18 protein-coding genes, 1 rRNA gene and 1 pseudogene are annotated in these 22,970 nt (G+C 35.8%); 14 read left to right on the forward strand and 6 right to left on the reverse strand.

What is annotated here, in order from left to right; genetic code table 11:
* Positions 1 to 2: 2 nt before the first annotated feature.
* Both serB and J3U59_RS10240 read right to left on the reverse strand, forming a co-directional pair.
* Complete coding sequence (gene serB, locus J3U59_RS10235; RefSeq protein WP_267334121.1) at positions 3 to 977, reverse strand: phosphoserine phosphatase; 975 nt, start codon at positions 975 to 977, stop codon at positions 3 to 5.
* 208 nt (positions 978 to 1,185) lie between these two features.
* Positions 1,186 to 1,527 (reverse strand): winged helix-turn-helix transcriptional regulator, encoded by a 342-nt coding sequence (locus tag J3U59_RS10240; RefSeq protein ID WP_065799233.1) that lies wholly within the window; start codon positions 1,525 to 1,527, stop codon positions 1,186 to 1,188.
* 123 nt (positions 1,528 to 1,650) lie between these two features.
* Between J3U59_RS10240 and J3U59_RS10245 the strand changes: the two genes are divergently transcribed.
* Positions 1,651 to 2,187: an NAD(P)H-dependent oxidoreductase gene (locus J3U59_RS10245; protein WP_267334120.1), complete on the forward strand. Its 537-nt coding sequence runs from the start codon at positions 1,651 to 1,653 to the stop codon at positions 2,185 to 2,187.
* Between the two features lie 483 nt (positions 2,188 to 2,670).
* The gene (locus J3U59_RS10250; RefSeq protein ID WP_267334119.1) at positions 2,671 to 2,880 is read left to right on the forward strand and encodes a hypothetical protein; all 210 of its coding nucleotides are present in this window, start codon (positions 2,671 to 2,673) and stop codon (positions 2,878 to 2,880) included.
* A 112-nt stretch (positions 2,881 to 2,992) separates the two neighbouring features.
* On the opposite strand, the gene rsmB is transcribed toward J3U59_RS10250, so the two are convergent.
* Positions 2,993 to 4,282 carry a 16S rRNA (cytosine(967)-C(5))-methyltransferase RsmB gene (gene rsmB / locus J3U59_RS10255; RefSeq protein ID WP_267334118.1) on the reverse strand — a complete coding sequence of 430 codons (1,290 nt, stop codon included), beginning with the start codon at positions 4,280 to 4,282 and terminating at the stop codon, positions 2,993 to 2,995.
* Positions 4,283 to 4,319: 37 nt separating this feature from the next.
* Positions 4,320 to 5,663 carry a Na+/H+ antiporter family protein gene (locus J3U59_RS10260; protein WP_267334117.1) on the reverse strand — a complete coding sequence of 448 codons (1,344 nt, stop codon included), beginning with the start codon at positions 5,661 to 5,663 and terminating at the stop codon, positions 4,320 to 4,322.
* A 607-nt stretch (positions 5,664 to 6,270) separates the two neighbouring features.
* Between J3U59_RS10260 and J3U59_RS10265 the strand changes: the two genes are divergently transcribed.
* From J3U59_RS10265 to J3U59_RS10320, 12 genes are all read left to right on the forward strand, one after another.
* Entirely contained in the window at positions 6,271 to 7,143 is an 873-nt protein-coding gene (locus J3U59_RS10265) for a shikimate dehydrogenase (protein WP_267334116.1), read from the forward strand.
* Between the two features lie 174 nt (positions 7,144 to 7,317).
* Positions 7,318 to 8,082, forward strand: coding sequence for a type I 3-dehydroquinate dehydratase (aroD, locus tag J3U59_RS10270; protein WP_267334115.1), 765 nt, complete (start codon positions 7,318 to 7,320; stop codon positions 8,080 to 8,082).
* 400 nt (positions 8,083 to 8,482) lie between these two features.
* A complete protein-coding gene (plsB, locus tag J3U59_RS10275; RefSeq protein ID WP_267334114.1) occupies positions 8,483 to 10,912 on the forward strand; it encodes a glycerol-3-phosphate 1-O-acyltransferase PlsB in 2,430 nt (809 codons plus the stop codon).
* A 291-nt stretch (positions 10,913 to 11,203) separates the two neighbouring features.
* Complete coding sequence (gene fdnG, locus J3U59_RS10280; protein ID WP_267334113.1) at positions 11,204 to 14,272, forward strand: formate dehydrogenase-N subunit alpha; 3,069 nt, start codon at positions 11,204 to 11,206, stop codon at positions 14,270 to 14,272.
* 14 nt (positions 14,273 to 14,286) lie between these two features.
* Complete coding sequence (gene fdxH, locus J3U59_RS10285; RefSeq protein ID WP_323849464.1) at positions 14,287 to 15,261, forward strand: formate dehydrogenase subunit beta; 975 nt, start codon at positions 14,287 to 14,289, stop codon at positions 15,259 to 15,261.
* The gene (locus J3U59_RS10290; RefSeq protein ID WP_267334112.1) at positions 15,254 to 15,949 is read left to right on the forward strand and encodes a formate dehydrogenase subunit gamma; all 696 of its coding nucleotides are present in this window, start codon (positions 15,254 to 15,256) and stop codon (positions 15,947 to 15,949) included. The genes fdxH and J3U59_RS10290 overlap by 8 nt, the downstream gene beginning before the upstream one ends.
* Before the next feature lie 104 nt (positions 15,950 to 16,053).
* Positions 16,054 to 16,962, forward strand: coding sequence for a formate dehydrogenase accessory protein FdhE (gene fdhE / locus J3U59_RS10295; RefSeq protein ID WP_267334111.1), 909 nt, complete (start codon positions 16,054 to 16,056; stop codon positions 16,960 to 16,962).
* Between the two features lie 150 nt (positions 16,963 to 17,112).
* Positions 17,113 to 18,072 carry an ABC transporter substrate-binding protein gene (locus J3U59_RS10300; RefSeq protein ID WP_267334110.1) on the forward strand — a complete coding sequence of 320 codons (960 nt, stop codon included), beginning with the start codon at positions 17,113 to 17,115 and terminating at the stop codon, positions 18,070 to 18,072.
* A gap of 278 nt (positions 18,073 to 18,350) precedes the next feature.
* Positions 18,351 to 19,328: an ABC transporter substrate-binding protein gene (locus tag J3U59_RS10305; protein WP_267334109.1), complete on the forward strand. Its 978-nt coding sequence runs from the start codon at positions 18,351 to 18,353 to the stop codon at positions 19,326 to 19,328.
* A 61-nt stretch (positions 19,329 to 19,389) separates the two neighbouring features.
* On the forward strand, positions 19,390 to 20,343 hold the full coding sequence (locus tag J3U59_RS10310; protein ID WP_267334108.1) for an ABC transporter permease: 954 nt from the start codon (positions 19,390 to 19,392) through the stop codon (positions 20,341 to 20,343).
* Positions 20,336 to 21,130: an ABC transporter ATP-binding protein gene (locus J3U59_RS10315; protein WP_267334107.1), complete on the forward strand. Its 795-nt coding sequence runs from the start codon at positions 20,336 to 20,338 to the stop codon at positions 21,128 to 21,130. Before J3U59_RS10310 ends, J3U59_RS10315 begins: the two co-directional genes overlap by 8 nt.
* A 187-nt stretch (positions 21,131 to 21,317) precedes the next feature.
* Positions 21,318 to 21,677 carry a hypothetical protein gene (locus tag J3U59_RS10320; RefSeq protein WP_267334106.1) on the forward strand — a complete coding sequence of 120 codons (360 nt, stop codon included), beginning with the start codon at positions 21,318 to 21,320 and terminating at the stop codon, positions 21,675 to 21,677.
* A 3-nt stretch (positions 21,678 to 21,680) separates the two neighbouring features.
* Here the strand turns inward: J3U59_RS10320 and J3U59_RS10325 are convergent.
* Positions 21,681 to 22,280 (reverse strand): annotated as a pseudogene (locus tag J3U59_RS10325) (NADAR family protein).
* Positions 22,281 to 22,737: 457 nt separating this feature from the next.
* Positions 22,738 to 22,853: ribosomal RNA gene (gene rrf / locus J3U59_RS10330) — 5S ribosomal RNA — on the reverse strand.
* Between the last annotated feature and the right edge of the window lie 117 nt (positions 22,854 to 22,970).

The following is a 22,970-nucleotide window of genomic DNA, read 5'->3' on the forward strand; positions in this document are numbered from 1 at the left end:
TCCTAACCTTCACTTAATAAACTGGTTGATAAAATACACCACAATCCGGTTAAATCCGCATAATTAATGCTAATCCGTGCTTTTTCCACCACTTTGGGTTTACCATGATAAGCTACACCAAGACCCGCTATACGAAGCATCATTAGATCATTAGCACCATCACCTATAGCAACAGTTTGCTCTATTGGAATATCTAGTGATGTCGCTAAATGCTGTAAGGTTCTGGCTTTGTATTTTGCATCAACAATCGGCCCGATAACCTTACCAGTTAATTTACCGTTTTTAATTTCTAACTCATTGGCATAAGCATCAACTAACTTTAACTTTTGTTTTAGATGATCAGCAAAATAGGTAAAGCCGCCTGAAGCGATTGCAACATGCCAATTTTTTTTATGTAATTCTCTCACTAAATAAGATAAGCCTGGCGTAAGAGGTAACGTGTCTTTCACCTGTTGCAAAATAGTTTGCTGGGCACCTTTAAGTGTTGCTACTCTTTTACGTAAACTTGTAGCAAAGTCAAGTTCGCCACGCATGGCTTGTTCCGTCACAGCAGCCACTTGTTCACCAACCCCCTGTAATTTAGCCAGCTCATCAATGCATTCAATACCAATTGCGGTCGAATCCATATCCATAACAAGTAGTCCCGGTGAATGTAATGATGGCAAATTATCAATGGGCGCAACATCAATATTTAAAGCCAATGAAATGGACTTAGCCTTTTTAGGCATAACTCCCGCAATTCTAACGATCTGATATGTTTTAATTTTCCACGATGACACAATTACCATGGGCATAGCAAGTTGGTTTTGGAATTTTGATAAAACAGTTTTATTTAATTTTTTGCCATAAATAATCCAACCTGTTTTACCCGCATTATAGTCAAGGGGTACCACTTCGCATCCATTCAAAGATAGCGGTAAACCTTGCCAAGATTGAATATTTTCAGGTAAATCATTGTAGGTAAGTGTGTAAGCCATATCAGAAAATCTTTATAACGTGAAACGAAGCCAGAATTTATCATATCTAAAAAAGATTGTCCAAATGGGTAAGGTGTTTTATATTCAGTATCTAAACATAAATTGAATTCGTCAAAGTGTCTTTGACTTTTTAATTTTAATAATTGTATTTGGTTGAATTTCAATTTATCAAAACCATTTTAATACTTACCCATATCATTATAGGATGTCATAACGTTAATGCCCACAAGCAAAGTTGTTCTAATGCAGGACGTATCCGTTCACCCTGTGGGGTCAATCTATATAACACTTTTAATGGCGGTTTATCCCCAAAAACAGTGCGAGTAATTAAGCCATCCTCTTCAAGCTTTTTAAGTTGAAGACTTAATGTCATATCGGTAATTTCTGGGATGATGGTTTTTAATTCACTAAAGCGTTTTTCGCCAGAAAGTAAATAATGAAGTATCACCCCTTTCCATTTTCCACCAACTAAATCCATCGCTAAACTGATAGGGCAATAATACGTTTTATTGTTATACGTTTTTACAGTGCTTTGCTTGTCTAATTCCATTTAACTACCTAACGCTTTAAGTTTATAACTATCTAATTTGATAGATATTGCCATAAACCTATTAAGGCATAAACTAATAATAGTCACTCATATTTTTATAGTATAAATCCAAAAGGAATCATCATGGCATTAATTATTTTAGGTCATCCCAATATTGAACAATCTATTGCAAACAAAACCATTATAGAATCATTGCAAAAACAGATTACGGATTTAGAAATTCGTAATATTCACCAACTTTATCCAGATTACAAAATCAATGTACAAGAGGAACAAGCCGCTTTACTGAGGCATGATCTTATCGTTCTACAATACCCTATGTATTGGTTTAACATGCCAGCAATACTTAAAATATGGTTTGATCAGGTATTAACCTACCAATTTGCTTATGGCTCACAAGGCGATAAATTAAAAGGTAAAAAGTTATTACCAAGTTTAACAATTGGGCAAGCTGAGCAAAACTTTCAAGAATATAGCGCCGATTTAATCAAAAATTTACTTGAATCGGTTAAGGTTTCAGCACGCTACACACAAATGGAATATCTTCCACCGGCATTACTCTATGGTGTTTCTCCAATTATGAAAGGTGAAAGTGAAATAAAAGCAAATGCCTTAGAACATTCAAAACAGTTAGCTCAAAGAATAAAAAAATACAGCTAATCGGTAAAGGATGATATGTATTAATAATATATATCATCCTATTTGATGCGTTAATCAGTTTGATTTAATTAATACTACAAAAACTATCAATCCCAGCTTGATTAATACAAATGGTTTAACCTTGCCTTGTTATTTAGCTCAAAATTCTTTTACTCAGGTATTTTTACTAAAAAAATCCCAATAGAAATAACGATCACAATTTGCTATATCTATAAGTAAAAAATCCTTTTTAAAAATAGAAAAAACAATCATCTACCATCACCTTGCTAAACGGTTAACATCTGTTAAAATTAACGTTTAGTACAATTAACACTTTGATCTCGTCGTTATTATTAAATGGTGAGTTGAGTTTAATTGTTTTAAATGATGCAAAATTTACATACGAATAATATCAATATGATAACATCAAACCAACCTAGAAAACGCTTACCTTCGATTCTCGTATTCATAGCGATCTATCTTATCTGTCAAGCAGTGGTTTTTTTGTCAAAACCAACATTTCGTTTGCTCGAAAAGCTTGCTTACGTGATTGATGATTTTCTTAATTATACGGGTATTGCTTTAGCTGACGGTGAATTTGATCCTGCTGGGTTGTGGGTAATTTTGGGTGTGCCATTTTTGTGTACGATTGTAATTTTTTATCTTCTCAAAAAATTAACCAATAAGATAAAGCCTTTCTCGTCAATAAAATAGGAAATAAATCACTATGCTCAGTTGAGCATAATAAGTCATAAAAAGCTTTATTTCTTATCATAAACTCTAAAGACCCTATCTATGAGCAAAAAACAGCGCTCACCTTTAAGCGTTAAATTTTCTGCAATACCGCGTAGAAGAAGCCGTCACCGCCATGCTCACTTGGTAGTAGTTGTTTAATTTCACCTTGTAATTGGGCATCACGATATTCATTAAGAAAACGCGTGATCTGTGCACTGTTTTCATCTGGTAAGATTGAACAAGTAGCATAGACTAAGGTTCCCCCTATTTTCAAATAGGGCCAAATTTGAGTTAAAATAGCGTACTGTAACGCAACTAATTGAGCAATATCGCTATCACGACGTAACCACTTGATATCAGGATGTCGCCGAATCACCCCTGTTGCCGAACAAGGTGCATCAAGCAAAATGCGATCAAAAATTCGTCCTTTACACCATTTTTCAGGGGTTAAACCATCACCTACTTTGACTTCGGCGTGCTGTTTTAAACGTTGCAAATTTTGTTCAATACGTTTTGCTCGATTAGCATCAACATCAACAGCCAATAGGTGGGCTTGTGGCGCTATTTCTAAAATATGCGTAGTTTTACCGCCTGGTGCTGCGCACATATCTAATATCTGTTCACCATTTTGAGGTGCCAATAAGTAAGCGGCATATTGGGCAGATAAATCCTGTACCGTTACCGCACCGTCTTCAAAAGAAGGTAATTTGTTCACGTTAACCGGTGTAATTATCTGTAATGCACTTGGCATTGATGGATAAACTTGTGATTCAATGTTTATGTCAGCTAATCGTTGCTGGTAATCAGCTACACAATAGTGATTTTGATTAACACGCAACCACATAGGTGGTTTTTGATTATTAGCAGCAATAATTGCTTGCCATTTATCAGGATAAGCTTGCTTAAGGCGATTAACTAACCAACTTGGGTGTAATGTTCGGCTTGTTTGCTCTTTGCTGCTTTGACTAAAAGTTTGTTGTAACGAGGCTTGTTGGCGTAAAAATTCACGTAATACACCATTAATCAAACCCTTTAGTGACGATTTTTTTAAAACATTAACCGCATTGACCGTTTCACCAACTGCGGCATGTTCAGGAATACGGGTATAAAGAATCTGGTAAATCCCGACAAATAATAGATAATGCAAAACGCTATTTTTGCCAGTCATGACTTTAGCCATGAGATGATGAATATAAAAATTGAGCTCAGGTAATACTCGCATTACCCCAAAACAAATCTCTTGAACTAAACTACGATCTTTATCAGCTATTTTATCATGTTCAGCAGTTAACGCTGTATTGAGTGATTGCCCACCTTCCAATACATTAAAAATGACCTGTGCACAAACTGCACGAATGTTAGGGTATAATTTTTTATTCATACAAGAGAATAACCTTGCTCAATTAGAGAGCGACTTATTATAAAATTAATGAACCCACCCAACCCGCAATAAATAAGGGGATATTAAAATGGGTGAAAGTTGGAATAACACTATCACGAATATGGTCGTGCTGCCCGTCACTATTAAGCCCAGCTGAGGTTGCTAAGATAGTATCAGATGGAGGAGAACCAGCATCGCCAATAGCGCCTGATGCACCAATTAAACAGACTGTTGCAATCGGTGAAAAACCAAGTTGAACACAAAGTGGTACATAGATAGCAGCAATAATTGGCACAGTTGAGAATGAAGAGCCTATACCTAATGTAATCACTAATCCGACTAACATCATCATAAATGAGGCTATCACTTTGTTGCCAGCAAATAAAGCTGCACTATTAATAACTAAAGGCTCAATTTCGTGAGTTTGTTTTAAAACTTCGGCAAAACCTTGTGCAGAAATCATCACAAAACCAATCATTGCCATCATTTTTATACCATCAGTAAAAACACCGTCGGCTTCGCCCCATTTAATTGTGCCTGATACAATAAAACAAATAAAACCAATTAAGGCGCCTAGAATCATTGAGCCAGTATAAAGTTGGATACTAAACGATAGCACTATTGCTAAAAGTGAAACAAAAAGTGAACGCTTATTCAGATTATTCAACGCGGATAAATTGGTCTCTTGGCGAATAATTTTATATTCACGAGGTTTTCGGTAACTGACAAAAATCGCCCATAATAAACCGATAAACATACCCAGAGCAGGTATTGCCATAGCATGCATGACGTTGACATGGCTCACATCCATACCTGATGAGATAATATTTTTTAATAAAATCTGATTTAAAAAGATGTTGCCAAAACCTACGGGTAAAAACATATAAGGTGTGATAAGACCAAATGTCATAATACAAGCAATCATTCGTCTATCTAATTGCAAACGTGACATAACATATAAAAGCGGTGGAATTAAAAGTGGTATAAAGGCAATATGAATAGGAATAACATTTTGTGAGGAAATACTCACTAATGCAATAATAATGATTAATAACCATTTAATTCGGGTTTTCGCGCTGCTTGATGTCAGCTGCTCAATAGCTTTATCGGCCAATAACTCTGGTAAGCCTGATTTTGATATTGCAACCGCAAAGGCACCAAGCATAGCATAAGATAAGGCAATATTAGCACCATTACTAATACCGGTATTAAAGGCATCAATGGTTTCTTTTAATGATAAATGACTAAATAGCCCACCTATAAATGCCCCAATAATTAAACTAATTACGACATGAACACGGCAGAGCGATAAAATTAACATGCAAACTACCGCGACAACAACTGCATTTATGGACGAAAACAAATCAAGCACTATATTCATAAAAAGATTTTCGGTTAATCAGGAAAGCTTAGCATTTTAGGTGATCGATACTGAAAGTGCAATTGATAGTGTACACTCACTAATTAGCAGATTTAACAGTAGCAATGTAGATTTGCGCTTAGTTTTAACGATTTATGATAGGCTTAACTTAAAAAGGCTAGCTTAATTAATCAACGATTTTTTTCAATTTGGTTAATTTAACTCTTTGATTTTAAGCATCAGTTATCAAACTTATACAATTATTGATAACATTCGACACGTTACAGAATCGACTATAAATGATTGTTGAGATTCGACAATAATGGCTAAGCGATAAAATAATCGGTATAAGCTCAGCGCAATAATTTCATAAAATTTATCATTTATATAAATTAACTTTTCAATATAAAGTACAATACATTAAATTGGTTATTAGCGCACAATAAGATACCGATTATTCAATGTGTTATAGAATAACTTTCTTATCATTGTCACTCAATCCAGTTATAATGGTGTTTAATGCAGTTTTAATTGTACAAGATAAAAACCTAGGTAATAGAATTGATTACTTACTCTATTTAAAAATTAAGTTCTGCGATCTACAAAAGTTTGTTATGGAGTGTTGCTAATGAGAAGTAATATAGACGGTCATTTTTTACTGATTGGTTTAATGGCATATCCTATTCGTCACAGCTTATCCCCTCAAATGCAAAATACCATTTATTCTAAATTGGATATTCCTTATGTCTATTTAGCTTTTGAAGTCGATCAAGAAAAGCTAGCCGATGCTATAAAAGGGCTTCGTGCACTAGGATTACGTGGTAGCGCTGTATCTATGCCAAATAAACAATTGGTTTGTAACTATTTGGATAAGTTGACTCCTGCTGTTGAAATGAGTGGCGCTTGTAATACTATCTCTAATGATAATGGTGTATTGACCGGTTATAACACAGATGGTATTGGTTATATGCGCATGCTCAAAGAAGCTGGGGTTGATGTTATTGGCAAAAAAATGACAATACTTGGAGCAGGTGGTGCAGCAACAGCAATTGTGGTTCAAGCAGCGCTCGACGGAGTAAATGAGATTGCTATCTTCAATCAAAAAGATGATTGCTATGCTAAAATTGAAACTGTTGCTAAAAAATTGAATGAAAACACCAAGTGTAAAGTTCAGGTTTTTGATCTTGCCAATGAAACGCAATTACGTAAAGCAATAGCTGATAGTGCCGTACTATGTAATGCGACTGGGGTTGGCATGAAACCACTAGAAGGACAGAGTTTAATAACCGACCCTACTCTACTAAGGCCTGAGCTTGTCGTCACTGATTGTATTTATAGCCCTCGCAAAACCAAATTATTAGAAATTGCTGAAAAACAAGGTTGTAAAACCTTAAATGGTATTGGCATGATGTTATGGCAGGGTGCTGCTCAAATAAAAATTTGGACGGGTGAGGATGCCCCCATTGAGTATGTAAAAGAGAAAATGGGATTTAATGATTAATAGATAGCAAGATTTTTTTTGGATTGAATTACTAGCTAATTATAACGATTTAAATGACTAAAAAAAGATAGTATCAATTTATTGAGCTTCAAATTGCTATCTGACTTAATATCAAAGAAAAGCGATACATTATTACTTTCTATTAATAAAAATTTATTGCTAATAGGATATGACATGAAAACAATTACTATAAAAAATATAGAGATAGGTAAAGGTGCCCCTAAAATCATTGTGCCACTAGTTGGTAAAACTGAAGAAGAACTGCTTGAAGAAATTACCTATCTACAAGATATCGATTTTGATGTTTTAGAATGGCGTGCCGATCATTATTGTCACGTTGATAATCTCGACTCGGTAAAGGCCATGGCAAAAAAAATGGCTGATTTATTACCAAATAAACCGATTTTATTTACCTTTCGAACTGCAAATGAAGGGGGGGTAAAACCTTGGCCGTTAAGCGCTTATGTTGAGTTAAATAAAACGATGGCATCAAGCGGTTTAGTTGATTTAATTGACGTTGAGGTGTTTATTGGTGATAGCTATGTTAAAGAAATTATCGATGTTGCCCATAAAAATAATGTCTTTGTTGTGGCTTCAAATCACGATTTTGAAAAAACACCGACTAAAAGCGGTATTATTTATCGATTACGTAAAATGCAAGATTTAGGTGCAGATATCCCTAAAATTGCGGTTATGCCCAAAAAGACTGAAGATGTATTAACACTTCTTGCCGCCACCACCGAAATGAATGAAATGTATGCCACTAAACCAATTATCACTATGTCAATGGCTGGTCTTGGCGCAATTAGTCGAATAGCTGGCACAATATTTGGTTCAGCAATGACATTTGGTGCGGCTAAAAATGCATCAGCCCCCGGACAGCTTGATGTTAAACAATTGCGTTATATCTTAGATGTGTTATATCGCTGTAAACAATAGCTCCATTATGCAATAAAATGTAAGATTCATTCCTATGAATAGCAGACACTTAGACTACCTAGCTTCATAAAGATAGGGGCAAATTTTACATTGTTTTTAATAAGTAATAACAAAAAATCAATTTATTCGTAGTGTCATGATTAATAAATATTTATAATACTGGATAATATCGTTATAACTTATCTTTTAAGTTATTAAAATAATACGGTCTAAAGATTGTGCAAATTAACTAACGATAAAATGCTAACAAGTATATACTCAATACATTGCTCTTTTCTGGTGTTAAAGATGCATTATTTAGCTTTACCAACAACATACTTATTTTAAGTTTGGTTGATAAGTTAAAAATTAAAGAGATTAAAGTATATCAATAACACAAAAGTATGAGGTTTATTTTTTTATGTTCTCTTGGTGGACAAAAGCTTATTTTTTTCTTATCCAGATCCTAGTGAAACTTTTTGTCAAAAGTAAACCGATTCCAACAGATCCAATTACAGAACTAGGTTTAGATACGCACCGACCTGTTTTATATGTACTACCGTATAATTCACAAATCGACTTAATGGTAGTTCGGTCACTATGCTTACAATATAAGCTACCCGACCCTTTAGATAGTATAGAGGTTAATGGTAAAACTGTACCAGCCTACATTTATATCGACAAAGGTCCTGGTATTTTTGCATCCAATCGCCAACAAAATAAAACCATCGAAATTTTAAAAGATTATATTTCGGCTCATCAACAAAATCCTAATCTTGATATACAAATGTTGCCCGTTTCGGTTATGTTTGGGCGCCGACCAGACAAAGAAGGCAAAAAAATGCCTTCACTACAAGTATTAGGTGCAACCTATAAATTGTTTAAGATTATCGTTTCTGGGCGTGATTGTTATACTCGTTTTTCTAAAACAGTTTCACTTAAGACTATTGAATTTGATGAAAAACAGGATATTTCTGTTTTAGCACATAAGCTAGCTCGGGTAGCACGTATTCATTTTGCAAAACTACGAATGGCATCAGTTGGTCCCAAATTACCCGTTCGGCAACAGATGCTAAATAAGTTACTAAATAGTCCAAGACTGGCCGAAGCGATACAAGAAGAAGCAAAAAGTAAAAATATTAGCTTAGATAAAGCTAAAAAAAATGCATTAGCCAATTTAAACGAAATTGCCGCTAATTTCTCTTATCGTATGCTCAGAGTGACAGACTTTGTTCTTACTTGGGCTTGGCATAAACTTTACCAAGGGCTGAAAGTCACCAATGCAGATCCTGTGCGTGAACTGGCACAAAATGGGCATGAGATTGTTTATGCGCCTTGTCATCGTAGTCATATGGATTATTTATTACTCTCCTACGTACTTTACCGACAAGGATTAGTCCCGCCTCACATAGCAGCGGGTATAAACCTGAATTTCTGGCCTGCAGGTCCAATATTTAGACGACTTGGCGCTTTTTTTATTCGTCGCTCATTTAGAGGAAATAAGTTATATACAGCAGTGTTTAGAGAATACTTAGCCGAACTGTTTATCCGTGGTTACGCTGTTGAATATTTTATTGAAGGTGGACGCTCACGTACAGGTAGATTACTTGATCCTAAAACAGGCATGTTAATGATGACAGTACAAACATTGTTACGTGGTGATGCAAGACCAATTACGGTTGTACCTGTGTATATAGGTTATGAACATGTTTTAGAAGTCGCAACTTACGCCAATGAACTACGCGGCGCACAAAAAGAAAAAGAAAGCTTATGGCATACACTTAAAGCTTTCTTAAAATTGAAAAAGTTAGGTTTTGGCTATGTCAACTTTGGTCACCCTATTTTGCTTAATCAATTTTTAAACCAACAGATACCTGAGTGGCGTGACGCAATCGAGCCAACAGGCACAGTCCGCCCTAACTGGTTAACGCCTACAACCAATTTACTCGCCAAGCAAATTATGGAACGGATTAATGCGTCAGCAGCAATTAATGCGATGAATTTATGTTGTTCAATACTATTGGCCGCAGATCAACGAGCGTTAACTAAAGTCAGACTACTTGAACACATCGACTATCTTCTAAAATTGTTAAAGAAAATCCCTTATTCCGATTTGATAACCATTCCCGATCAAACGCCAGAAGAGCTGTTTGAACACGCTAAAGAAATGGGAAAATTTGTGATTACAACAGATGAAGTGGGTGAAATGGTTGGCTTAACAACAGAGCAAGCCGTGCTAATGACGTATTATCGTAATAACATCCAGCATTTGCTAATCATCCCAGCGTTAGTTGCCAGAATTTTAATAAAGCATAATCGGATTTCTTCAGAAGAAGTGATTAATCAAATCAAATTATTATTCCCGTTAATCAAATCAGAGCTATTTCTTTATCATAATGATGAACAACTTACTCAATATGTGAATAAAATCATTGAAACTTACGCTGAGTTAAATTTAATTAGTTATTCACCTGATAAATTAACCTTAAATTATTTAAAAATGTCAGCATTACAATTACTTGCTTCATCCTCAAAAGATACTTTGCAGCGCTATATGATTGCGTTTTCTTTGTTACAAAAAGATCCGTCTATTAGTCGTGCTACTTTAGAAAAAGAAGGGCGGCTTATTGCCGAAAGATTATCAGTTTTACATGGTATTAATGCCCCAGAGTTTTTTGATAAAGGCGTATTTGCTACATTAGTCAGCTCACTACGTGAACAAGGTTATTTAGATGATCAAGGTGGTGCTAATTTAGCTAAAATTGCCACTATGCATGAAACGCTTAAACCTTTGATTACGGCAAGAGTGATGCAAACTATAGATGAGATAAATCCTTTAGTAGCTCAATAAAATAGTCAATAAGTTTCAGAAAATCAATGATTACGATTAAGTAAAAATAAAGATTTATATCGAATACTTTTCTGAAGCTTATTTCAAAAAATAATTTTTTTATATCTTTTTTACTAAGCTTAAAACCTTTATTTTTGTCTTTTTTGACCTATGTCAAACTTTGTCAGTTCATTTCCGTTTTTTCCTTTATTTCTATTAAATAAACGATTATTATTAGTATAAATAGGGATGTTTATAGCCTCAAACATAATAAATCAAATAATGTAATGTCAGCTTTTTTAAGGAGTTCATATGCTATTGAACCGTAGACAGTTCTTTAAGATCTGTGCTGGTGGTATGGCAGGAACAACGGTAGCTACACTCGGATTAGCGCCAACTGTAGCACTCGCACAAACTCGCCAATATAAATTAATCAAATCAAAAGAAACGCGTAATAATTGTACCTACTGTTCGGTTGGATGTGGAATGTTACTCTACAGCCGTGGAGATGGCGCCAAAAATGCCGAATCGTCTATTTTTCATATCGAAGGCGATCCTGATCATCCTGTTAGTCGTGGTTCACTGTGCCCAAAAGGTGCCGGTGTCCTTGATTATATTAAAAGTGAGCAACGGGTTAAATATCCGGAATATCGCGCACCGGGCTCAGATAAATGGCAACGTATTAGTTGGGATGAAGCCATTGATCGCATTGCGCGTTTGATGAAAGCTGACCGAGATAAAAATTTTATCGAAAAAAATGAGAAAGGTACAACGGTTAATCGCTGGACAACTACCGGTTGGCTTGTCACATCGGCAGCAAGCAATGAAACGGGTTGGTTAGCTTTTAAAGTGGCGCGTGCGTTAGGCATGTTAAGCCTTGAAACCCAAGCAAGGGTTTGTCATGGTCCTTCTGTATCAAGCCTAGCGGCCACTTTTGGACGCGGCGCAATGACAAATAACTGGAATGATATCAAAAACGCAAATGTCGTTATTGTCATGGGGGGAAATGCAGCTGAAGCCCACCCAGTTGGATTTAAATGGGCTATTGAAGCCAAAATTACTAACGGAGCAGAACTGATCGCCATCGATCCGCGTTTTCATCGAACGGCTTCTGTTGCTGACCATTATGTCCCAATTCGTTCAGGAACAGATATCACATTTTTACTGGGTGTGATTAATTATTTAATTACCCATAACGAAGTCAACTTTGAATATTTGGTAACCCACAGTAATGCAAGTTTACTCGTACGCGATGATTTCAATTTTGATACCAATACCGGTTTATTTAGTGGTTATGATTCATCTAACCGCCAATACGATCAAACAACATGGGCCTATCAAAAAGATGAAAATGGTTATGCCCTCAGGGATAAAACACTGAGTCATCCTCGTTGTGTTTGGAACCTATTAAAACAACATGTTAGTCGTTATACACCTGAAATGGTCAATAAAGTAACCGGCAGTCCTATTGACAATTTTTTACATGTTTGCCAATCTTTAGCCAGTACTAAAACTAATGATAGAGCTGCGACGTTCTTATATGCTTTAGGGTGGACTCAGCATACTTATGGTTCACAAATTATCCGCACTGCAGCTATGATACAACTTATTTTAGGTAATATTGGTGTAATGGGCGGCGGAATTAACGCCTTACGTGGTCACTCCAATATTCAAGGTTTAACTGATGTCGGTTTATTATCTAACCGTTTACCTGCTTATCTTGATTTACCAAAAGAATCACAAATTACGCTTGCACAATATTTAGAAGAAAAAACACCCAAACCGCTTGGCCCGAGCGAAGTTAACTTTTGGGGCAATTATCCAAAATTCTTTGTCAGTTTTATGAAGTCAATGTACGGCGATAAATCAACAAAAGAGAACGATTGGGGTTTTGATTGGTTGCCTAAGTGGGACAAAACGTATGATGTTTTAAGATTTAGTAAGATGATGCGTGATAAACAAGCTAATGGCTTTATTTGTCAAGGGTTTAATCCACTTGCCGCGCTACCTGATAAAAACAGTATTCGTGAAGGTTTATCCAATCTAAAATTTTTGGTAAGCATTGATCCAATGCCAACAGAGACAGCCGAATTTTGGAAAAACCACGGTGAATCTAATGATGTCGATCCAAGTAAAATCCAAACAGAAGTTTTTAGATTACCATCAAACTGCTTTGCAGAAGAAAATGGCACCATTGTAAACTCTTCTCGATGGTTACAATGGCATTGGGCAGCGGCAAGACCACCTTATGAAGCAATATATGATCCAGAAATTATTGCACGTATCTTCTTAAGAATAAAAGAGCTATATGCCGAAGAAGGTGGTGCGTACCATGAAGCTATCGATAATTTAACTTGGGATTATCAAGACCCTGAAGGTCCAGCTGCCGAAGAGTTATCCAAGGAGTGTAATGGTCGAGCATTAGCAGATTTAACCGATGCTAATGGCAATGTCATACTTAAAAAAGGCCAGTTATTAAGCGGTTTTTCCCAATTAAAAGCCGACGGAACTACGTCTTCAGGTATTTGGATCTTTTGTGGTTCCTGGACAGAACAAGGTAACCAAATGGCAAGACGCGATCCTAGCGATCCATCAGGTAAAGGCGTTCATGCTGGTTGGGCTTGGGCGTGGCCAATGAATCGACGAGTCTTGTATAACCGCGCATCAGCAGATGAAAATGGTAAACCTTACGATCCTAAACGCGTTTTAGTCAAATGGAATGGCTCTAGTTGGGTAGGAAACGATGTACCTGACTTTACCGCAACCTTATCACCAAGCACTGGTGCGGGTGCTTTTATCATGAATAATGATGGTTTAGGTGGACTATTTTGCTTAAATCGACTAGTTGATGGACCATTCCCTGAACATTATGAACCATTTGAAACACCTATTACGACCAATCCTCTGCACCCAAGTCAAATTAGTAGTCCTGTGGCTCGTGCATTTAAAGAGGATTTAGCGCGATTAGGTAATGCTGAACAATTTCCTTATGTGGGTACGACTTATAGTATTACCGAACATTTTCATTTTTGGACTCAGCATGCAAGACTAGCATCTATTACTCAACCTGAACAATTTATAGAGCTGAGTGAAAATCTAGCCAATAAAAAAGGTATTAAACTTGGCGATACCGTAAAAGTCACTTCATACCGAGGCTATATTAAGGCTAAAGCGGTTGTGACTAAGCGCCTTCCAACATTGACTGTTGATGGTAAAGAAATCGAAACCATTGGAATTCCGATCGTTTGGGGATTCACAGGTCAGACTAAGAAAGGATTTTTAGTGAATGAATTAACGCCACATTTAGGTGACGCTAATTCACAAACTCCAGAATATAAATCATTCTTAGTCAATATCGAGAAAGTTACCACTGCGGCATAAAAGGAGGGAAAATTATGTCATTACAAACTCAAGATATTATTCGCCGCTCTGCAACAAATGCATTAACTCCGGCTCCACGAGCTCGAGATTATCAACAAGAAGTGGCTAAATTAATTGATGTAACTACGTGTATTGGTTGCAAAGCATGTCAAGTCGCTTGTAGCGAATGGAATGATTTGCGAGCCGAAATTGGTCATACTGTCGGCGTATATGATAATCCAGCAGATTTAGAACCTAAAGCATGGACGGTAATGCGCTATTCAGAAGTTGAAGTCAATGGTAAATTTGAATGGCTTATTCGTAAAGATGGTTGTATGCACTGTGCCGATCCTGGTTGTTTAAAAGCTTGCCCATCTGAAGGTGCAATCATACAGTATGCGAATGGAATTGTTGATTTTCAATCAGAGCATTGTATTGGTTGTGGTTACTGTGTGGCGGGTTGTCCATTTAATATTCCTCGGGTCAGTAAAGAAGATAATCATTCTTACAAATGCACTTTATGTGTCGATCGCGTAGCGGTTGGTCAAGAACCCGCTTGTGTTAAAACCTGTCCAACTGGCGCTATCCATTTTGGTACAAAGCAAGATATGATTCGCCATGCAGAACATCGAATCGAAGATTTGAAAAAACGCGGTTTTGAACACGCAGGTCTTTATGATCCTCAAGGTGTAGGGGGAACTCATGTTATGTACGTCTTACATCATGCTGATCAACCTGAGCTATACCATGGTTTACCAAAAGATCCACATATTAGCGAAGTTGTTAAATTCTGGAAAGGTGCATGGAAGCCACTTTCAGCTGCTGCGTTTGTTGCAACATTTGGAGGTTTATTGTTCCATTATATGGGTGTTGGCGCAATTGAAGTGGATGAAGAAGACATTGAACATGAAAAACAGGCTGATGCACAAGCCCGAAAACGACTAGGTTTGCCAGCTTTTTCACGAAAAAATACAGCAAATTCATCACAACAGGAGAGCCATCATGAATAAGAAAGGCATGATACTTAGAACACCACTTATTGTTCGCTTCTGTCACTGGTGTATGGTATGTCTGTTTATTTTAACTGCACTATCTGGACTGTCATTATTTTTTCCTTCAATAAAATTATTTGGATTAGTGCTTGGTACCCCGCAATTAGTTAGGGCATTACACCCAATTATTGGCTGCATTGTGTTTGTCCTTTTAATGTTTATGTTTGTAAAACTGGCTCACCATAATATTCCTAATAAGAACGATCTTATCTGGATAAAAAACTTCAAAAAAGTGATTATGGGTAAAGAAGAAGGTATTCCTATTGGCAAATATAATGTGGGTCAAAAGTTTCTATTTTGGTGCATTATGAGTTTAATTTTTGTGTTATTTGTGACAGGAATGATCATGTGGCGCCGATATGTTTCTGATTACTTTCCAATACCAATTGTTCGTTTAGCTATCTTTTTCCACTCTTTTGCGGCAATTTGTTTAATCTTACTTGCTATTGGTCATGCTTATATGGCTATTTGGGTTAAAGGTTCGATTAAAGGAATGATAACAGGCTACGTTTCACGTGCTTGGGCACGAAAAAATCATTCATCTTGGTATGAAGCAGAAATGTCAAAAATATACCAAGAAGAACTTAAAACAAGTACCGAAGCTAAAGAAGCTCAATCGACTAAAATAGAACAAAAGCCCGCTTAATAAAACTTTGTAGATTAAACGCCTAATCTCCGCTGATACTGATCAGCGGAATAAGCTAATTTGGCATTAAGATTTAGATAAAATAATAATTATGGTCATTAATAATGAGTATTAAAATCATCCCTCAGCAGCAACTTGAACAACAAACTATAAACTCTGTTATTAGGCAAATTCCATTATTATTTTATCCCTCACCTAAAACACTGTATATTCGTCGTGCAAAACGACTAAAAGAGTTAGCCGCAAAAAGCACATTCAGTGATTATCTTAACTTTTGTGCAGCAATAGCTGAGCAACAAGCTAATTTAGTTAAACACAATCCAATTAATATTGAGATTGTAAACATCAAAAACAGTGAATATCCGCCATTAAGTTTAGCCAATCTTCCTTTATCGACCTTTTGGCAAGATTATCTAAATCAGTTATTCACGCTAATGACTAACACAACCGAACAAGTTACTTCAGTTATACACCAGCTGAAACAAAATAGTACACAACAATTACAAGAAAAAGCACTTCATTTACTCAATGGTGAGTTTGAATGTGTAGCAGGGAATGACGCAGTATTTATCTGGTCTGCTTTATCGGTTTATTACTGCCAACTTGCCAGCCAAGTTAAAGGTAAAGCGATAGCAGAAAGCACAGATAAAAATTGGCTATGTCCAGTCTGTAATAGTATGCCTGTTGCCAGTATTATCCAATTAGGTAGTAATAATGGTTTACGATATTTACATTGCAGTTTATGTGAAAGCGAATGGTATGTACCTAGAATAAAATGTACTAGCTGTGACAATATGAAAGATATTCAATACTTTTCATTAGATAATGAATTAGCTGCAACAAAAACGGAGTGTTGTGATGCTTGTCACAGTTACTTAAAAATTTTAGATCAAGATAAAGATCCTCACATTGAAATCGTTGCTGACGATATTGCTTCCTTAATATTAGATATTAAAACTGAAGAAGAAGGATATGCCAAAAGTGGGATAAACCCATTTATATTTGCCCAATAAAAAACCAAGTGTAAAAGCGTTATTCATTAAAGTTATCTAAGCTAGATTTCTAATATAACTTACATTTTTGAGGATTTTATAAATACAACTTAACTTTTTTTATTAATAAGGCTAGAATGACACTATTGTACTAGTTGATGAGTGTATTTTATGAAGCGCTTTATTTTATTGATAATATTGTTTTTGCTTACGCCTTTTTTTAGTTTTGCCGATTCGATAAAAAATGTAGCTATTACCGCGATAGTTGAACATCCCTCATTAGATCAAATTCGTGATGGTGTAAAAGATGAGTTAACTAATAGTGGCTTTAAATTAAATGAGAATTTAACTGTGCAATATAAAAGTGCACAGGGTAGCAGTGCAACAGCAGCTCAAATAGCACGGCAATTTGTCGCGGCAAAACCTGATGTGATTGTTGCTATTGCCACACCTAGTGCCCAAGCAACTGCGGCAGCGACTAAACAAATCCCAATCGTTTTTGCTGGCATTACCGATCCGATTGCAGCTAAATTAGTTAAAAATTGGCAGCCTACAGGTACCAATATTACCGGTGTTTCTGATTACCAAGAAATTGGACCACAAATTGATTTTATGAAGAAGATCGTTCCTAACATGAAGTCAGTTGGTTATATTTATAGCCCAAGTGAAATTAACTCAACTGTTGTATTAAAAAATCTTCAAACACAGCTAGCCGCACAAAATATGATACTTTTTGCAGTTCCCGCACAGCGAACAGCAGATATTTCAACAGCCGCAAATACGTTAAAAGGTAAAGTTGATTTAATCTATACAACTACCGATAACAATGTCGTTTCAGCCTATGAGTCGTTAGTTAAATTTGCGAATGAAAATAAAATTCCACTTTTAGCATCATTTCCTGATGCCATAGAGCGAGGAGCCGTCGCCGCTTATGGTATGAGTTATTACGATGTTGGTCGACAATCGGGAAAACTTGTGGTTAGAATATTAAAGGGCGAAAAACCAGGTAACATTGCTCCCGAAATAGGGCAAGCATTACAGTTAGTGATTAACCTTGATGCGGCTAAAAAACAAGGCATTACGTTACCAACCGACGTTATCCAATCTGCTTATAAAGTTATTGGGCAATAGCTAATTCCTACAATAAATTTCTTCACAATATTGCTCACTATAGTGAGCAATAATCATGCAAAAACTCATTGATATTCAATATAGAATGTAACATATATAATTAATCATCATCTATAGATAATAACTAAGATTAGAGAAAATAATTAAGTTTTGCACTTAACTTGTAATGAAATATTTACACTCATAACTATTTTTCAGTGTAGATATTTATTCAGTTTTGCTTTATAGTAACTGAATATTCAGTTTGGTTGTAAAAAAAATATTACAGGAGTACTCATATGCGTAATTCTATTATAAAAATTTGTATGCTACTCGGTTTATCGGCAGTCGCTTTTTTATCTTCGGCAGAGCCACAAAATGAACAAAAATACGTTGCTATCACTGCAATTGTTGAACACCCAGCATTAGACAATGTTCGTAAAGGGGTTGAAGATGAATTAAAAGAGAGTGGTTATATTGCAGGTAAAAACTTGAAATTACAATTTGCCAGCGCACAAGGTAGTAGTGCTAATGCTGCCCAAATTGCTAAACAGTTTGCAGCAAGTAAACCCGATGCTATTGTCGCAATTGCCACACCCAGCTCGCAAGCATTAGTTGCAACAACGAAAACGATTCCGATTGTTTTCACAGCAGTTACCGATCCTGTCGCTGCAAAATTAACGCCAAGTTGGGAAGCGTCAAAAACAAATGTCACAGGTGTATCTGACGCGCTATCATTAGATTCTCAAATAGAAATGATGTTAAAGATTAAACCTGATGCAAAAAATATTGGTTACGTTTATAGCCCAAGTGAAGTGAACTCAACAATTGTTCTTAAAGCATTGCAAGTGGCTTTAGATAAACGCGGAATGAAAATTATTGCCGCCCCAGCCCAGCGGACTTCTGATATCTCAACTGCAGCTAGAAGCTTAAAGGGTAAAGTTGATATGATTTATACAACAACCGATAATAATGTTGTTTCCGCTTATGAAGCTTTAGCCAAAGTTGCTAATGAAAGTAAAATTCCTTTATTGGCATCCGATCCCGATTCTGCTGAGCGAGGCGCGATTGCCGCTTTGGGTATGAGTTATTACGATCTAGGTCGACAAGCTGGTAAAATTGTCATTCGTATACTCAATGGAGAAAAACCAGGTGATATTCCACCTCAAATTGGTAATGTTACCCAATTAACAATTAATAAAAAAGCTGCAGAACGCCAAGGCGTGACATTATCTGAAGATGTATTAAAATCTGCAGCAAAAGTTGTCGAAAAATAATTTTTTACTCTTTCAACACCTAACCGCCGACTTTGGCGGTTACTTTTAATGGATCGTTTTCATGTCTTTTGAATTTTTATTAGGCTCAATTGGAATTGGACTTATTTATGCACTGGTTAGTTTAGGTGTATTTATCTCATTCCGTTTACTTGATTTTCCTGATCTTACTGCCGATGCCAGTTTTCCACTTGGCGGTGCTGTTTGTGGATTATGTATCTATATCGGTATCGATCCTTGGATAGCTACGTTATTAGGTATGTTTGCTGGTTGTATTGCAGGTGCATTGACAGGCATACTGTATGTCAAACTCAATATATTACAGTTACTTTCTAGTATTATTGTTATGATTGGACTTTACTCGATCAATTTACGAATTTTAGGTATTGGACCTTATATCATGGGTGAAACACCTAAAATGGCTGGTTCGCCTAACCTCTCTTTATTGGATGCTAGAACAATATTTTCGCCTTTCATTACCGAAGATTACAGTAATCAATATATCGTCCAACCATTAATGGTATTAGGATTTGTCATTGTGTTTTGGATAATACTAAATTTATTTTTAAACACACAGATGGGGTTAGCATTACGAGCAACCGGAACAAATCAAAGAATGGCCAAATCTCAAGGTATTCCGACAGGAGGGATAACTATTTTAGGCATGGCTATATCAAATGGTCTAATTGCACTTGGTGGATCGTTGTTTGTGCAAACTCAAGGGGGTTCTGATATCACCATTGGTGTGGGAACAATTGTTATTGGACTTGCTTCTATTATCATTGGTGAAAGTATATTTCCAACTAAACGCATTTGGGCTGTAATGCTTGCGGTTATTTTTGGTTCTATTTTGTATCGATTATTTATTGCCTTTGCCCTAAGTAACGAATTTTTACAAAATATAGGTGTAGGTACAGAAGATTTAAATCTTATTACTGCAATATTAGTTGTGCTTGCTTTAGTTCTACCTAAACAGCTAAAAAAGCATTCAAAGAAAAGAGGAAGTAAACATGATTAAAGTTGGAGAATTGCAATTAACTTTTAATCAGGGTACGCCGATTGAAAATCATGTATTACGCGGATTAAATCTTAATATTAGTGAGGGAGAATTTGTTACTATTATAGGAAGTAATGGTGCGGGAAAAAGCTCACTACTTAATGTAATTAGTGGCGATTTATTTGTTGACTCAGGTAGTATTATTATAAATGGACAAGATGTTACGCGTTGGCCAGCATGGAAAAGAGCGGGTATGGTTGCTAGAGTATTTCAAGATCCGATGGTAGGGACTTGTGAGAATTTAACTATCGAAGAAAATCTCGCTATTGCCTACAACCGTGGACATCGTTTTACCCTGTCACCAGCGCTAAACCGTAAACTACGTATCTTATTTAAAGACAAATTAGCTACTTTAAATTTAGGGCTTGAAAATCGATTATCCGATATGATGGGTTTGCTATCTGGTGGACAGCGACAGGCAGTGAGTTTATTAATGTCAACATTACAACCTTCAAAAGTATTATTACTTGATGAACATACTGCTGCACTCGATCCTAAAACAGCACAATTTGTTTTAGAACTAACTAATGATATTGTTTCTAAAAACCGTTTAACAACAATAATGGTAACACACTCAATGAAACAAGCTTTAGAATATGGTAATAGAACAGTGATGCTTCATCAAGGGCAGGTGGTACTTGATGTCTCAGGAGAACAACGAGATAAACTAACCGTTACTGATTTATTAGATATGTTTGAAAAAACACGAGGCGAAAAAGTCACTGACGATGCCCTACTTTTAGGTTAATAATTATGATAAGCAATATTTTTAATTAAAATATTGCTTTCTTTACTCAAAAGAATCCTTCTATACGCGTTTAGTATCTTATTTTTTCCTATCACATTTTCTCCAAACATCGTATAGTATGAACACAAATTACTTGTTTATATTCATCAATAATAAGTAAAAACAGCTATTTTATTAAGGAGAAAATATGAAAAAAACACTATTATCTTTAGCACTTATCACATTAACCTCAACTGCTTTTGCCAACGAACCGATCAAATCAGCAGAAAATACAGCAGCTGAAGCAAATCAAAATACTAAAACATTCCACGGTAAAAACCACTTACCATTAAATCACCAAAAACCGTTGTTGGATATTACAATTACTAGCAATAATCCAGAAGAAACCATCAAAAAAATTACAACATTTTTTCCTGAAGAAAAAGGAAAACAATATAGTGTGCATGTTTCTATTAGTGAGTTGCCTGAATTGAATGATAATACTCAAAAACCACAAACAGAACAAACACCGGAAACCAACACCCAAGAAAATAATGCACAAAATTAATGATTATTGAATTAAAAAGCCCAATATTAATTGGGCTTTTTTAGCTGTGTTAAAACACATAGATAATTTTTCACGGACTATCATTAGCGCAAACCCTAATAAATTTTTGCCACACCACGTTAATGGATTATCAATATTCAGTGCATCTTGGGATAAACCGATTCCCCATATGTTATCAACTAGACTCGCTTCAACTAAAATACGTTGTTGAGTAGCTAGTAAAAAATTAGCTAATTGTTGATTTTGCGAAAATTTGGCTAAGTTACCTTTAATAACGATAGATAAACACTGCTCTTCCCATATTTAAGGTATAAATCCTGTTATTTGACGGCCAAGCGCCTTAGCCAAACCAGGATTATTTGCATTTAGGATGATATCTTGTAACATCTTTTGATCGTTAAATAATCTCGCTTTTTCTGCCATCATATAATGCTCAGCCGTTGCATAATCAATACCGTCAATGTTGAAATGGCTTGGATACCATTGACTAAAACAGGACTTGGTAATAATGGATGCGGGTTCCTTCTGTTTATGGCTCCAAAAATATAGATATTTGAAACGCTCTCCATTGCTATAACGTTGACATAATTGGTAAATATCCATAGTGCGTTCCTTTGTTCTAGATTAACATATTATAATAATTATGTTTTATAGTAACAATTAAACACATGAATTAGCTTGCTAATATTACCGCTTATAAATATTGAGTGAATCATAACCGCATAGAAAATAAAGCATAAATTAACATTAAATAAATCAAGAAGTATAACTCGATAATAAATACCTAGATTAATTGAGATATGACTAAACAAGTTGAATAAAAAATGAAAATTAAAATAGATAACTTAATTTTTGATTAGCAAAAACAGAGGAAATTGAGATCTTCTTATTTTATAAAAATAATAAATAACATAGTGCTTAGTAAATCAATATCTAGCTACATTTAAAACGGGGTAATAATTTCAAAATCATCGACCCTCTGTGTCATTTATCATCTACATTTAACCATAAAAAGCAAAAAAGCCCAGCATCTCTGCTGGGCTCTCGCGCTAATTTAAAAGTCTGGCGGCACCCTACTCTCACATGGGTAATACCCACACTACCATCGGCACTACGGCGTTTCACTTCTGAGTTCGGCATGGGGTCAGGTGGGACCACCGCGCTATTACCGCCAGACATATTCTGTCTTCTCTTTCTCATCAATTGATGAACATTATCACATATCTTCATCAATCGCTCAATCCGGAACAAACTGTTTTATCAATCTTTAACCATCTTTCGATGACTTCTTAC

Origin of the sequence: Gilliamella sp. B3783 (genome assembly GCF_026536125.1) — a bacterium.
Classification (GTDB): Bacteria; Pseudomonadota; Gammaproteobacteria; order Enterobacterales; family Orbaceae; genus Gilliamella.

Bases quoted from the DNA above. Each gene is read 5' to 3' on its own strand.
- J3U59_RS10260 (WP_267334117.1), bottom strand. From the start codon at position 5,663: ATGAATATAGTGCTTGATTTGTTTTCGTCCATAAATGCAGTTGTTGTC.
- fdxH (WP_323849464.1), top strand. From the start codon at position 14,287: ATGTCATTACAAACTCAAGATATTATTCGCCGCTCTGCAACAAATGCA.
- plsB (WP_267334114.1), top strand. From the start codon at position 8,483: ATGTTCTCTTGGTGGACAAAAGCTTATTTTTTTCTTATCCAGATCCTA.
- J3U59_RS10240 (WP_065799233.1), bottom strand. From the start codon at position 1,527: ATGGAATTAGACAAGCAAAGCACTGTAAAAACGTATAACAATAAAACG.
- J3U59_RS10300 (WP_267334110.1), top strand. From the start codon at position 17,113: ATGAAGCGCTTTATTTTATTGATAATATTGTTTTTGCTTACGCCTTTT.
- rsmB (WP_267334118.1), bottom strand. From the start codon at position 4,282: ATGAATAAAAAATTATACCCTAACATTCGTGCAGTTTGTGCACAGGTC.
- J3U59_RS10315 (WP_267334107.1), top strand. From the start codon at position 20,336: ATGATTAAAGTTGGAGAATTGCAATTAACTTTTAATCAGGGTACGCCG.
- J3U59_RS10290 (WP_267334112.1), top strand. From the start codon at position 15,254: ATGAATAAGAAAGGCATGATACTTAGAACACCACTTATTGTTCGCTTC.
- J3U59_RS10320 (WP_267334106.1), top strand. From the start codon at position 21,318: ATGAAAAAAACACTATTATCTTTAGCACTTATCACATTAACCTCAACT.
- fdnG (WP_267334113.1), top strand. From the start codon at position 11,204: ATGCTATTGAACCGTAGACAGTTCTTTAAGATCTGTGCTGGTGGTATG.
- J3U59_RS10245 (WP_267334120.1), top strand. From the start codon at position 1,651: ATGGCATTAATTATTTTAGGTCATCCCAATATTGAACAATCTATTGCA.
- J3U59_RS10305 (WP_267334109.1), top strand. From the start codon at position 18,351: ATGCGTAATTCTATTATAAAAATTTGTATGCTACTCGGTTTATCGGCA.
- fdhE (WP_267334111.1), top strand. From the start codon at position 16,054: ATGAGTATTAAAATCATCCCTCAGCAGCAACTTGAACAACAAACTATA.
- J3U59_RS10310 (WP_267334108.1), top strand. From the start codon at position 19,390: ATGTCTTTTGAATTTTTATTAGGCTCAATTGGAATTGGACTTATTTAT.
- J3U59_RS10265 (WP_267334116.1), top strand. From the start codon at position 6,271: ATGAGAAGTAATATAGACGGTCATTTTTTACTGATTGGTTTAATGGCA.
- aroD (WP_267334115.1), top strand. From the start codon at position 7,318: ATGAAAACAATTACTATAAAAAATATAGAGATAGGTAAAGGTGCCCCT.
- serB (WP_267334121.1), bottom strand. From the start codon at position 977: ATGGCTTACACACTTACCTACAATGATTTACCTGAAAATATTCAATCT.